Raw genomic sequence first — 13,841 nt, 5'->3', positions numbered from 1 at the left:
TCGGGGGATTTAGGGGGATCTTCAACGATTTTGGTTTTATACAAAGATGTGTGTATACCGTAGGTGGCTTAATGAGAGGCAGAGCCTCTCGTAATACATTCCCAGCCTCCAGGCTGGGAACGAGGCAACACAAGACTTTGGGCTTATCTTAGTGCCATTCGGGCCTGTATCTAGTAGTACCGCTTGCTTCATTCTGTTAATGGTCTTTTAAGGTACTCCTTGTTTGTCGAGAGATCCCCAGGCCCAGAATCCACGCAGCCAACTAAGTCTCCTGCTGCTTCTAAAGCAGACATTGGCGTGCCATCATGGTGCTCAAACTCCACTGTTGCTGATTTCAATTGCAGAAATTCTACAAAGTCAAGTACTTGCTGCTGTTGTTCCTTTGATAAGGTAAGAACCTTTTGGGCAATAATTTACTCTAGACCAATTGCTCTCGTCACTAGTCTTTCCTCCAGTCCTATCACTTCAAGTCTAAATCCAACTGCCTCAGTCACACAGAAACCAGCAGAACGTTAAAATTTTGAGATGACTAGCTTTTGGGCTTTTATCAGCAACCAACACCTTGATACGGCTAGTTCTGACCCTATTAGTTTACGCTAATAGGGCGTGGTCAAAAGCTGTTTTTGGGTACGAACAACAAGCTCAATCCCACAATAATATTGAAGGCAAGTTATTGTTCGCCAAACGCAGCAATTGATAACCAATTCCAGATATACCGGGTAAAAAGCCAGGATTAAATACAGAATTGGGTAAGTTGGGGAACAGTTGATAAGCTCCAGTTCGCTTGGCTCTAGCCACAACATTTGTTACATTCTGGTGAGCAATTTGATGCCAATCAGGACGGGAACAGATTTTTGCACCGACTAACAGCACTTCTGCCCTACCGAAGTTACCACAGCACAAGTGATCGATCGCTTGTAAGCCAAAATTCTGAGTAGTTTGGAGAGCAATTTCAATTTCTTGTTGAATTTCCGGCGTTTCCACAATTCTCACACTGCCTAAGCGTCCTAAACCAATGCCGGCTGCACCATGACACCACTTATTTGCAAAGTCAGATTGCCCTGATTGTCCCATTCTGCGGAAGTCTGGCCAGTTGGCAGTGGACTGGCAAAAGACGCTACGCTCATACTCAATTCCTGCTAAACCTGCTTCTAAGAATTTGCCCTCCAAGGTGGCGGCATAAAGTCTTAGCAAGGCATAGGAGATGCCTGCGGCTCCATGAGAGAAGCCAGTTAAGGGCTTGTCCCAATAAGTATGCCAAGCTTTGGGCGCACCGTTGTGGCTAACTTGACGGTTGATTAAATGTTGTCCACAGGCGATCGCTTTTTCTAAAACGGTTGCTTCTCCTGTGGCTTGATGCAGGGACAATAACCCTAAAATTGCCCCTGCTGCTCCACTCATAATATCCAAGTGTTCATCGGCAGCAATTAGTTCTGGTGTCATCAACTCGGCTAATACTTGAGCGTCTGGCAAGAGCGTTGGATCGTTGAGGAGTTGACTAATTTTCACCAAGCTATAGATCATCGATCCTAAACCTGTTGCACCCCCAACGCCCATGAAACGAGCCATGCGTTCCCAAGTTTCGGGTTCAACGGTGTGGATTTGGCGACGCAGAGATTGCACTGTCCTCAATGCTAAATCACGGTAACGGGAATCACCAGTTACTTGACTTAGTGCAGCTAAAAACAAAGCAACTCCAGAGCGTCCATCACAAAGAGAATTGTTTAATACTTGCAGTTGATATCGTTCGGCGCGAGGTATAAAGTCTAAGCCAATCCAGTTAACGCTGCCATCAGGGTCAGAAATGGCTCTGGTTTCTAGTTGAGTGGCGATTTCTTTGGCTTCGGCAATCAATTGTTCCGAATTCAGCAACGGTAACGATTCGCCCTGCCATTGCCCACCTTGGCGGCTGAAAGTGGTTGCAATTTTGGCATCGAAGGAGCCTTGAATAATCGCTACTTGTCGAGCTAAGTCGGTTTCATCTAGAGATTGTAACTGGTTGAGCAGGTCTTGGTAACTGGATTGCTTGAAGTAGTTGGGAATGGAAGAAGAACCATTTAAACTCAGTTCATCAACCACAGCGCTAGCCGTGAAGAAGGGAATATCCAATTGTTCCATTGCTCGGAGTTCCGCGCTCAAAACAGGAAAGGCGTTCGGTTTATCTTGAGCAACTAGAAAAGCACGACTGAGAACATCGAGTTGAATACTGTAATCTACACCGTGTTTGAGGTAATCGGGTGCCAAAGCTTTTTGAAGGATGATGCCATAAATGCGGGTGTTGCGGAAGATAAAGCGCACCTGCTGATTTTGCATAGCAGATAGCAAACTTTGGCGTGAAATTAAGAAATCTTTGTGCGCCATCAAAAAGCGATACATCTGCTCAAACCCAGTGGTGATTTGCAGTTGATAATCGTTTGGAGACAGAACAACTTCACCTAATAACGGCACATTTTTCCCAATTGGCAAGGTTACAGGCTCAGACAACAGATGCATATTATCTGTATTAATGTTCTGCCAGCGCGGCACTTTACGGGGAGATAGTCGAGGATCTGTGCTGCCTAACCCGCTAATATCATAAGCGACGCTGCGATCGCCACTAAAGTCCCAACGCGGTAAAAGTCCGGTGCGGAGTACGGAATCCCAAAATTGTCGTGTGGCGGTTGTTTCTAAATCTTGGGTAAGCGGTGAGTCTTCAATGAGGTTCGGTTCGTGGTGCAGTAGCGTTTCCATGTCAATCAACACCAAATGTTCGCCATTGGCAATTAAGTTTTCGTAATGGCAATCTGTTCCCCGCAAAGCGTAAAGCACACACAACAGCATCCCAGAACGCTGATAGAATCGTTTTGCAGCTGCTTCATCAATACAAGGCAACTGTTCAACATGTTCTACCCAACCATAACCGTTGCGTTCAAGTACTTGAATGACTTTAAAATCTAAAAGATTGCTGTGTTGATTGCACCAATCCAAAAATTGATTAAAGACAACTTCTAATCCTAAATCTTTTGGTTTATAAACAAGTTTAAGTCCAGACTCAAAGGTGAGCAGAATCACCGTTCGTCCGCACTTATGTGGATCGGAAAGGGAGGTTTGAATTTCAACAACTTTGTTTTGAGAAAATGGAGCGATCGCTTGATTAAAAGTTCGTTGAATATCTGTCCTATCTGCAACTAAACGTTGGAGAAATTCAGCAGTGAACTCAACCCAAAAATTGACTACTGTTGCCACCAACCGACCGAGAACGGGATACTTCTGGAAAAAGGTCAGCATTCCATCTTCTAGGAGTTGATTGACAAACTTGGTGTAGTGAGTGTTATTGTTTTGTGTTTCCAGTCCCAGTAAGCCGAGCAAGCTTTGACCAAAGGGACGCACCTGAGAAAATTCAAAATCTAATGTCTTAGTGCAAATTCCTGCTAATCGTTTTAGCAGACCACGTTCTAGAGAACTGTAAGCGTCGTGGGAAAGAATCGATAAGGGAAGACAATCTTGGGTGAATTGACTGTCGCAGCGAGTCAGTAATTGCTGTCTGGCTACCAAGATAGCAGGCAAAAGGATATCTTCAAAGGCGATCGGATTTTGTGAATCGATTGGTAGAAATAATTCGGTTGCAGAATTGAATCCTGTAGCGGTTTGGATGATTTGCTGCAAGGTTTCTGCCCACTCCGGCAAAGGTCGATCGGCAAGTAACTCGATAGTTCCCAATCTGGAACTAACAATATCGAGGTCTAGCCCTTCCCACTCTAAGCGTTTGTGCAACTTATCCCATTTACCTTCTGCTGCAACTTCGCACCAGCGATCGCGCCGACGGTTAATTTCTTGTTCATTGACTCGATCGCCATTAATTGCAAATCTGCTTTCATCAAGGCGTTCCCAAATAAAGCTAGCATTGGCTGCGATCGCTCTTAAATCGTCTGATGTTTCCTGTTGGGATAAGCGAACGATTTGTTGAACCATAGCTGGATTTCTCATGATGGGAGTTAAAAGGTAAGTATCAATTCTGGTTTACGTTTTAATAATTGGCATTAAGAACAATAGCGTTTGTCTGAAATAAGTTTTAAATTAAGTACTAATTAGGTAAGTATCTAGGCATAAATAAATTGAAAATTTGTAGTAAGGACTTTACTTTAGTCCCGATCATCCTTGCTCTGAGCGATAAATCGCTTACTACAAACTAGGAGTTTATTTTATATTTAATTATGTCGGCATATTCTCGCGTAGTTGGCTATTTTGGAGTCAGCCTTGAATTTGTAAAAGCATAATTGTATTTTTTCAGAGTTGGTGATAGTAATTGCTAATTAAATTCCCTCTTTTTCTTGATTAAAAAAGTAAAGAGGGAACTGTTATGCGGCATCTCTTTCTGTGTTAAACCTCAGTAACAAGTATGGAAGTTATCCAAATTAAAATATTGGAACAGTTGGATCTAAAAAGCTCTTTTAGAAAAACAACCTAACTTTGGAAGCTACAAGACCAAAGAGAAAGAGAAGCTACATAATTTTTTAGCAGTGTCCGCCACCGCAGCCTTCTGTATGACATAGCTTAGGCGCACTATCAGCCATCATTCCACCACTAACACTGAGTAATTCTTCTTCACTCAGTTCATTGGAATCCACAAATGTTAGTTCTGCCAGCATTTGAGAAATGGCTTCAACTGTAAAGTTATAACCTTTCTCTGCACTCGCAATCGCTATCACTTTGATAGCTTCTGCTTGGTTAACTGCTGCTTTTACTTGTTGTTGTAATTGTGCGTTTTGCAGCAATTCTTTAATTTGGTGTAGCATAGGTTTGTTCTCCATTTTTATTGACTTATTTATACGGCAGAGATTGCACGCTTGTTTGGGGCGTGTTCTCTGCTTTTCTGATTTGAATTTAGAAAGAAATAGGGGAGAACTAGGGGAAATAGTTACGATTGTAGAAAAATTTTTCCGCACAGATTAATTCGGGAATGACATCGATATCCATCGAAATGCGCGATGTATTTCTGCCTCACAATTGATTGTCCAGAGTTTTACTGTAGATCCTCTCGTTTAGAGTCAATGAATGCATCCCTTGCTATAGAGCCATCCAAATCAGTGTTGTAACTGATCCGTTGCGGTCTGCCGATCTGGATATTGTTTGCTTCAAAGGCTAGCCGCACCCGTAGACGGAACTCTCGCCCCACATACCATTGTTCCATCGGTGCCGTTTTAATCCAGACGCGGACTAACATACCTGCATGGGAGAGGTCATCAATGCCTAGCACTTCAGGCAATTCTGGTAAGCGATCGCGCCATTCTGGTTCGTTATACAATTGCTGGGATACTTGCCTGAGAATTTCTAAAACATACTTCGGGTCGTTTTCATAGGCCACCACAATAGAAAAGTCTACCCGCGACCAAAGGCGGGTTAAGTTGTTGACATCAGTGATATTGCTATTAGGAATGGTAATTAACTGACCTTCGCCATTGCGTAGTTGAGTCACGCGCAGGTTGAGATTTTCCACCAGTCCGCTTTTATTTCCAATCTCAATCACATCTCCCACAGCAAATTGATCCTCCATCAAAATTAAGCAACCATTGACCAAATCTTTCATCAAACTTTGGGAACCAAGGGAAATTGCAATACCGATGACAGCACCCCCTGCCAAAATTGAACTAGTGGGTACATTAAAAATGTCTAGAGTCCTCAAGATACCGAAGGTAATGAAAACAAAAGTGATTAATCCTTTTAGTGCCCCGGAAACTGTTGCAGATCGCAGGGCAATCCGTTGAGTTTCACTCAAAGGGAGAGAGGGATGGGTTGTCCAGACATCGGTGATGTAGTCAATTAAGCTTTTGCCAATACGAATGACAACACTGATGAAAAACCAAATAATCAGCAGCGCTAGGGGACGGGCTAAAGCGTCACTCCACCATTTCATCAGGTAGGGGACGCGAGACATGATTACCACAATCCCGATGTACCATACGAGAATAAACGCCCAAAACAGTAGCAAGGTGAGAAAAGAATAGATCCCCAGTTGGCGCTTGAGAGTGAACTGTCGCTGGATGATTTCTAGAAATTGCGATCGCTGGTGGGCGATGGTGTGTGCCTCTGGTTCGCTGGTGTCGATTGCCTGAATATTGGCCGATGTTTCTGCCTGAGAGCGTTTGACCGCAGCCTGTTTTGCCTCAGCTATATGCTCTTGATAACGAGCTTGCAATATCGTTTGTTTGCGAATTAAAGTTCGCCGCAGGAACCATAACACAACACTGCCCAACACCAAGCCGATGCTGATTTGTAGTGCCTGCCCAACCCGTTGAGACAATACCTTAGGTGAGAAGAGTCGCTCGATGCGTTCCACTTCTGCTTGTAATATTTTTTGCCACTCCTGGGCTAATTCCTCCAGTGTTTTCCCATAGTAGTCAGCATCTGGCTCTGTCACTGTCACCAGCCTTAAAGAACGGGTCGTTTGATCGTCATTGAGCTGGAGGATTAGGCGGTTATTCAGGGTGGCAACAGAAATTATGGGAGTTTGTTTGGCTTTGTCAGCTCTATCGAGCGCTCGCATCAGCCGTTGCGTAATTTCTTCAGCACGTACTTCCACAGGAAGACTTCCCTCTGGCGGTTCGTTGCGATTAAAAACAGTGGGAGAGACAACCTTAAACAAAAGGTTTTTGTCTAGTGGTGAATTCACGTTGGCAATTTCATATTCACCGAGACGGGTGACGCCTTTAGGCGGTTTGTGCGGATCGTTAGAAGCGGCGGTGGGTGACGAGGGCAGTTGACTGTGGGCGATCGCACCCCAGCCAAACACCATTGCGATCGTCACCACAATGATTAGCACAAACCGAATTGTTAGACGCTGCAAGCGATTAAACGAGAGTATAACCATAGAGAACTATTGCCGGATTTCTCACGCATAGTGTAGGCTTCAGGGGAAGAGGAGTGTGGGGAGTGTGGGGGGTAAGACTTCTTCCCCATACTCCCACACCTCCCACACCCCTTGGATTTCTCACTTGTGAGAAATCCAGGTATTGCCCAACTGAATATCAGAACCTAATACTTCTTTGGCACTGCCTGATTGAGATTTTTGAATGTGGCAATAGTAGCATTTAAGTTAGGAGATTTACGGGCAAGGGTTGCTTGTTCGTAGGCATAGCCCACCGCTATTATGTCTGATTCTCCTAAGTAGCGACCTATCAGTTTGATACCTTGGGGTTCTCCTACTGGAGAAAATCCACTGGGTATGTCCAAGGCAGGAAAGCCTGATGGAGCATGAGCAAACACCTCGTTAGTGGGTACAATCAGAACACTGATGTTGTTGGTTTCAAATAGCTGATTTAAAGCATTGGTCGCCGTAGTTTTTAGGGTTGCTTTTGTGGCAGCACCTTCTTCATCTGTGATAGCTGTGTTTTGCGATGCTTCAATATATCGTTGCCCGTAGGGAATCCGATTGGTGGGGTCAGCCTTGTTGATCTCAATAATCTTTGCCAGTGATTTTACAGGTATCCCCTTGGCTTGGGCTAAGAAGCGGTTTAGGTCATTCTTAAAGCTATATTCCAGAACGGGGGGCGTTAGTTGTAAGTCTTCCTTTGGTAATTTGGTTGCGACAATTTCTACGACCTCGATCTTTTGTTTGCGTAGGGTAGCGATCGCAGCTTGGAACTGCCTATTTTGAGCATCATACCTTTGATTAAAAATCTGCCGAGCTTCGGCCAGTTCGTTTTCAGTTGGTTGTTTGCTTCCCGGTGCCCTATCGCTTTCAATAGCTTGCTTGATTTTTTCCTCCACGAAAGCTTTACCATAGGTTGCTACCCCAACCCGACGCTTGCGGGCGGCTTCTAGAGAGAGAAACTTAGTGAAATCGGGCTTGGCATCTACAGGAGTACCCACCATAGCAGTAAGCAAAGTTGCTACATCGGTTACGGTGCGTCCTATTGGTCCGGCGACATCAGCCCATGCGACTAGGGGAATTATATAATCGCCACTGACTAGCCCATAACTGGTTTTTAGTCCAACTACATCATTGATTCTGGAGGGTTGCACCACTGACCCTTGGGTTTCACTACCCACACTCACAGCAGTCAGATTTGCGGCAACTGACACAGCCGATCCAGAACTCGATCCGAGTGGGTCAAAAGCACCATAAGGGTTGCGAGTCTGTCCACCTAAAGCACTAAAGCCACTAGGCATACTGGGATCGAGGTAATTTGCCCATTCAGACAGGTTAGCTTTACCTAAAATAACGGCTCCAGCTTTTCGCAATTGTTGTACCAAGAGGGCATCGCGATTGGCTCGCCAGTCTTTGAGGGCGTAGGCTCCAGCCGTAGTATGCATTTTGTCGCCTGTAGCAATGTTGTCCTTAAGTAAGACAGGGATACCGTGCATACCTCCCCGGACTTTTCCAGCTTTTCTCTCAGCATCGAGTTTTTGAGCGATCGCTAGGGCATCAGGATTCAGTTCCATGACCGAGTTGAGTTTGTTGATGTCGTAGCATCGGATGCGATCGAGGTAATAAACTACCAACTCGGTGGCAGTGAGGTCGCCGCTAGCCATGAGCTGCTGCATTTTCGGCACGGTGGCTTCTAATAATTGCTTGTCTAGAGCCTGACGTCGCCCAGGAGAGAAGTTGGCTAGAGTCTTGGTAAAGGGGCTGAAATCTCGCGCACGCTTACTTGTGTAGTTGGGTTCTGCGACAGGAAATTTGGTGGGATAGCTGCGGACTTCAGCGACCGTTGCCACAAAGCCTTGAGTGGGGGTGGCTGTCTGAGAGTAGGCATGGGTGGCGAGACTGAGGGCGATCGCAGAGATTGCTGTGAGCATCAAAAATTTCAGGGTTTTCAATTTCATAGACTTGTTATCTTGGAGAGTTTTCTTACTGGAGTTTAGGTTAGTTCTCGGTGCAAAACTTTTGAAGTGAAAATGGTTTATTCAATGTTGAGATTTAGAGAAAAATAACAGCTAACTGCTTGACTATGATATTTTGATTAGCTTAAAGCTTTTCTGCACACAAATTTACAATACTCGGTGCTGAGTCAGGGCGGCCGCGTCATGTCAATAAGAAAAATATATTCTCAATAGAGTTAAAACTAATGAATGTCATTAACTTTTGCTGATTGGAAAAATTTTAGGTGTTGGCGCCGCCCGCCGCAGGCATCGCTTTGGGGCATAAAAAATAATCAAACGCGAAAGGAAAGATTTTTTCGTTGGTTCTTAACCTTCGTTGCGATCGAGAGTAATTTAGATGCGTTTGCTCTGAGTGCCGTCAAAAAGTTTCGGTTTATTACGGCTTTTTGCTTTACACTTTTAAACAAATTCAACTAAAATGTGGCTTGTCCTGCTATTATTATTTAAATTTTTGAAGAAAGCAGAAGATAAAAAGTAATTACAGGCATTCAAACACACTGTAATTGAAGACCACTAAATAATTTGATTTAGTGCAGGTATTAAAGTAAATTTGGGCAAGGCAAAAAGGCATACATTAAAAATTTTTTCTTCCCTTCTGCCCTCTGTCTTATCCCTTGCCCGCAGGACAGATAATATTTCCAACAATCAGAGTAACTTATGTTGATGTTGCATTTTACCAAGATAAGTAGATTGTCTCAATTAGTGACTTTTGCTGCTTGTGGCATCCTCTTGAGTATAGCTTCCATTACTACGGAAGATTCATCAGTTTTTGCACAACAAAAAATTAAACCCACTACTACTCCTTTGCTGATATCACAAACACGGCAACTCAGAGCAGAGTCAGGGCCGGATGATAAAGGTCGTTGGCGATTCTATAAGCCTAACGATGTCTCAGACGATGCAATGCAAGCCCAAGGTTGTACTAACGTTGGTGTTGGTGGTTCGAGTGGTGCAAATTGGCGCTGTCCCCGCGAGAGGATTAGGGTAGAAGCGGATGGTGATTCCCGTAGTCGTGATTCTCGCTACGATGATGATGATTCTCGGAATCGCGATTATCGTTACGGAGCCTCTACACGGCAACTCAGAGCAGAGTCAGGGCCAGATAACCGAGGTCGTTGGCGATTCTACAAGCCTGAGAATGTCTCAGACGATGCAATGCAAGCCCAAGGTTGCACAAACGTTGGCGGTGCTGGTGCGAGTTGGCGCTGTCCTCGTGAGAAAGTTAAGGTAGAAGTGGATGGTGATTCTCGTAATCGTGATTCTCGTTATGAAGTCTATACACAACAACTCAGAGCAGAGTCAGGGCCAGATAACCAAGGTCGTTGGCGATTCTACAAGCCTGAGAATGTCTCAGAGGATGCAATGCAAGGCCAAGGTTGCACAAACGTTGGTCTTGGTGGTGCGAGTTGGCGCTGTCCTAGCCAGAAGATTAAGGTAGAAGTGGACAACAGACCTTAAAATTAATGGTTTAGAATATCTGACTGTCTGATTGGTATATAAAACAAATTTGAAAGCTTGAATCCTAACACAATTCTTAGTCGATAAGCTTAAATATACCGATTAGACAGTCAGGATAAACTCATGCCAGGTAGATATATTAAGCGAAATAAGCTACTAAGTAGGTAGACAGAATTAAATATAAAATAAACTCCTAGTTTGTAGTGAGCGATTTATCGCTCAGAGCAAGGATTATCGGGACTAAAGTCCTTACTACAAACAATAAATTTATTTATGCCTGTATATTTAACTACAATAAGCCAGACTGCTTAATCCAGGAGTATTTACTAAGTCAGTATTGACTATCCAACCATTACCAGATAATTCTCCAGGGAAACTTCTAGAAAGATCGATTTCTACCCAAATGTAATTCTCAGATTTGTATGACTTAACGATATTACCTGTAACCAAGTTCACAAACACAACTGTATTTGGATAAAGTGTTGTAATAAAAGGTTCTTTTGTACTTGGTTGGCGACGTATAGTTTCCTGTCGTACAATTTGCCGACATACACTGCCAATAGTAGGTTTACTCGATACATTTTGAGCGTTGTTATTCGGCTGACAAAATTTCAGCACAGCAGTTTGAATAAACCCTGAAGCCGGAGCTTTAATTCTAACAAATCTATCTCCGCTAACTGGGATATATGCTAAAGTAATCCTTGTTTTTGCCGACAATATTCTGATAGCATGGGATGATGTTGAAGGTTCTTTGAAAATTGGAGTATTTACTTTAGTTGCACGACAATTTGACTGTGCAGAATTAAAGGGAGTCTGCGCGATTTGAGCAAATACAGGTACACTTAGAGCCAACGTAGCAATATTTACTAGAGTAAAAATATACAATAACTTCTGAAATTCCACGTTTTTTCCTCAATATCAGTTATGAGAGACTGTACATTAGATTCGGAACTTATAAACTCTGATGTTAAAAGAGCCTAATCAAATTATTTTTAACTATTAGAATATCATATAATGACTTATTACTACTAATTACCAACTACGCGCCATCTCTTAATTATGAATAAATCCAAGAATAGTGGAATAGTTGAACAGTTTGTTAATACAGTGATGGGGGTAAAACCGGGGAATAAACAACAGTCTCTAAACACATCAATAGCTACTACACAAGAACTAGATATGAGAGCAGTTTTAGTCTATACACTAGGGACTATCCTACAAATATTGGTCATGCTTCTTGTGTTACTGGGAATGGAAAAATTAGTAATGTTGATTGATAACAATTCTTCTTTTGCTAGTTGGGTTAGCACCTTATTAACTGGATTATTTTTTGCTCTATTAAGTATCCGTTCTCGAATTTTTTCCCTTTTAGATAATACCCGTTCTCGTCAGACCTATGACCAGGTAATCAGACCAAGATGGTCTCCTCCACCTTTAGTATTTCCCATAGTTTGGATGATAATTGCTGTTTTGCGGGTAATTTCTTCTGTATTGGTTTGGCAGCAAGTGAATCACCATTTTTTAGTGCTGCCTTTCATTTTGTTTGTGGTACATCTGGCTTTAGGGGATACTTGGAATACGATTTTTACTGTAGAACGGAGATTAGGTGCTGCTGTACCTGTAGTTATTTTAGGCCCTTGGTTATCTGCTATAGTGGTGACGGCAATTTATTGGCAAACTAATCCTATAGCGGGAATGACTTTATCATTTTCTTGTGTGTGGTTAACTGTAGCTGCTGTTTTGGTATTTAGAATTTGGCAATTAAATGGATCTGAGCCATTGTATCCTTTAAAACTAACATCTATGGATCGATAAATATCCAAAATTAACCTTGAGATGAAAGCCAATTCAACATACATAAAAAACGGTAGAGCAGTTAACAATAGACCTGCCTTGAAAATAAGGCAGGTCTAATCTACCGTTTTTGAAAATCTTTAAGGGAGTTAGCTTCTAAACCAATTTTATCTAAATCTTTTTTTAATCATAATGAGAAGTATCGCCAAGTTTTAAATAGTACCGAAAGTAACACCCTGTTGTTTGAGCCACTTTCGGTATGCTATGGAATAGCGATCGCTCGGTAAATGTACTTCTGCTTGCAAATCCAAAGGTAAGCGTCGTGGTTGCTGGGACTCGACAATGGCAATATCTTGACTAGCAACTTGATTTTGAATATCTAGATACACTTCCACTTTTAGTTCGCGGACACTGTTTACCATTAACCAATATTGCACCACGCACTCATCTTCATCGACTGGTGTAATTGTATAGAAGATATTTAAACGACGATCTCCAGGCCCAAGTTTAAAGTATGCGACTAGCGGACGAAAAATGCGGTAATCGTAAGTGTTGAAAATCATTGGTGCTGACTGAGGATTACCGGAATTAAAATCTAGTTCCCACAAACCACATTTGAAACTAATCCCATCTGGAAGAGACTCTAATTCATAGTGCGTCAACTCAGGACGACTGGCATGGGCAAATAATCCCGAATGCAAAATTGGGAAGTGTGCCGGATCGATGAAATTTTCCAGCACCCGCAGAGGGCTAGAGTGATAGTAGTAAGGGCCACAAAAAATCTTCTGATAGACCGGATCGTACCACTCAGAAAACGAAGCTATGTCTTGTTTTGGTGTCCCTAAACAAACCCAAAGCAGATCGTAACGCTCTTGAACTTGGTAAGTTTTAACACAAGCTTGGGCGGGGGGCGATTGATCGGGATTAGCTGGAACTAGTACACATTTTCCCTCGCTATTAAAGGCTAAACCGTGGTAAGGACAAATAAGAGTCTCTTTATGGACATATCCTAGAGAAAGACGAGCACCACGATGAGGGCAAACGTCTTGCCAAGCTAAAACTTTGTCGCCATTATGCCAAAGCACTATATTTGAGCCTAATAAGCGCTTGTGCAGAACTGTTCCAGGTTGGAGGTCTTGCGATCGCGCTATTACATGCCAATCATTCAGCAAAATCTGGTCTTGCACCATGAGTATCGACACCCGTCAGGTCAAATACCTATATCTTAATCATCCTGTGGAAAAACTATCAAAGCACTTTTAGGATTTGTTAACAGATAAATGTACGATCTCTATGTATGTAAAAACTCAAAGCGCCTTGAGATGTGGCGATCGCACATCTCTAAATTTGGTTTCTATCTCTCTCATGATACTTGCGCTCAATTTTTGGCATTGTTTACGAAGTTCCAATCATGGCGATGTCTGCGGTGGTCACTGAGCTTTGTCGTACCCCTCCGGGGAAGCAAGCTCATAGAGAAGTGCTGGCTACGCCTATGCATTTGTTGATTTGGCGAACTCATATCATGTCCGCTTGATTGCTTATTAAACCGGAAGAACCCCACCCCCGCCAAAGCTACGCTTTGTCTCCCCTCCCCGCAAGCGGCTACGGTGTACACACAAGTCTTCTAGAGTTGCACCACAGCCTTTTGATCCCCCCAACCCCCCGATAAATTGCAGGGTGGATTAATTGTCGAGAGAGAAAATATAACATAGAAGGATGATTCCTTA

At 43.1% G+C, this 13,841-nt stretch carries 8 protein-coding genes; 2 read left to right on the top strand and 6 right to left on the bottom strand.

From position 1 onward, the window contains the following. Positions 1-642: 642 nt before the first annotated feature. The 4 genes from ACM0OX_RS32935 to ACM0OX_RS32920 all read right to left on the bottom strand — a co-directional run bounded on the left by ACM0OX_RS32935 (position 643) and on the right by ACM0OX_RS32920 (position 8,805). Positions 643-3,951, bottom strand: a complete 3,309-nt coding sequence (locus ACM0OX_RS32935; protein ID WP_414519152.1) for a type 2 lanthipeptide synthetase LanM family protein — start codon at positions 3,949-3,951, stop codon at positions 643-645. Positions 3,952-4,493: 542 nt separating this feature from the next. Then, positions 4,494-4,790 carry a Nif11-like leader peptide family RiPP precursor gene (locus ACM0OX_RS32930; protein WP_414519151.1) on the bottom strand — a complete coding sequence of 99 codons (297 nt, stop codon included), beginning with the start codon at positions 4,788-4,790 and terminating at the stop codon, positions 4,494-4,496. A 212-nt stretch (positions 4,791-5,002) separates the two neighbouring features. Further along, positions 5,003-6,847 carry a mechanosensitive ion channel family protein gene (locus tag ACM0OX_RS32925; RefSeq protein WP_414519150.1) on the bottom strand — a complete coding sequence of 615 codons (1,845 nt, stop codon included), beginning with the start codon at positions 6,845-6,847 and terminating at the stop codon, positions 5,003-5,005. 164 nt (positions 6,848-7,011) lie between these two features. Beyond that, complete coding sequence (locus tag ACM0OX_RS32920; RefSeq protein ID WP_414519149.1) at positions 7,012-8,805, bottom strand: amidase family protein; 1,794 nt, start codon at positions 8,803-8,805, stop codon at positions 7,012-7,014. Positions 8,806-9,552: 747 nt separating this feature from the next. Here ACM0OX_RS32920 and ACM0OX_RS32915 point away from each other — a divergent pair. Beyond that, positions 9,553-10,320 (top strand): hypothetical protein, encoded by a 768-nt coding sequence (locus ACM0OX_RS32915; protein ID WP_414519148.1) that lies wholly within the window; start codon positions 9,553-9,555, stop codon positions 10,318-10,320. A 285-nt stretch (positions 10,321-10,605) separates the two neighbouring features. Here ACM0OX_RS32915 and ACM0OX_RS32910 read toward each other — a convergent pair whose 3' ends face one another. Continuing rightward, positions 10,606-11,223 (bottom strand): hypothetical protein, encoded by a 618-nt coding sequence (locus ACM0OX_RS32910; RefSeq protein WP_414519147.1) that lies wholly within the window; start codon positions 11,221-11,223, stop codon positions 10,606-10,608. Between the two features lie 156 nt (positions 11,224-11,379). On the opposite strand from ACM0OX_RS32910, the gene ACM0OX_RS32905 reads away from it, so the two are divergent. Then, entirely contained in the window at positions 11,380-12,135 is a 756-nt protein-coding gene (locus tag ACM0OX_RS32905; RefSeq protein WP_414519146.1) for a TspO/MBR family protein, read from the top strand. A 191-nt stretch (positions 12,136-12,326) separates the two neighbouring features. On the opposite strand, the gene ACM0OX_RS32900 is transcribed toward ACM0OX_RS32905, so the two are convergent. Next, positions 12,327-13,304, bottom strand: coding sequence for a Rieske 2Fe-2S domain-containing protein (locus ACM0OX_RS32900; protein WP_414519145.1), 978 nt, complete (start codon positions 13,302-13,304; stop codon positions 12,327-12,329). Between the last annotated feature and the right edge of the window lie 537 nt (positions 13,305-13,841).

The sequence above is a fragment of the Nostoc sp. PCC 9305 genome, from assembly GCF_963920915.1.
Taxonomy (GTDB): Bacteria; Cyanobacteriota; Cyanobacteriia; order Cyanobacteriales; family Nostocaceae; genus Nostoc.
Note: the sequence above shows the minus strand (reverse complement) of the source record. Positions and strands in the feature narration are given on the sequence as shown.

Coding starts and splice junctions, on each gene's coding strand:
- ACM0OX_RS32925 (WP_414519150.1), bottom strand. CDS start 6,847: ATGGTTATACTCTCGTTTAATCGCTTGCAGCGTCTAACAATTCGGTTT.
- ACM0OX_RS32900 (WP_414519145.1), bottom strand. CDS start 13,304: ATGGTGCAAGACCAGATTTTGCTGAATGATTGGCATGTAATAGCGCGA.
- ACM0OX_RS32920 (WP_414519149.1), bottom strand. CDS start 8,805: ATGAAATTGAAAACCCTGAAATTTTTGATGCTCACAGCAATCTCTGCG.
- ACM0OX_RS32930 (WP_414519151.1), bottom strand. CDS start 4,790: ATGGAGAACAAACCTATGCTACACCAAATTAAAGAATTGCTGCAAAAC.
- ACM0OX_RS32905 (WP_414519146.1), top strand. CDS start 11,380: ATGAATAAATCCAAGAATAGTGGAATAGTTGAACAGTTTGTTAATACA.
- ACM0OX_RS32935 (WP_414519152.1), bottom strand. CDS start 3,951: ATGGTTCAACAAATCGTTCGCTTATCCCAACAGGAAACATCAGACGAT.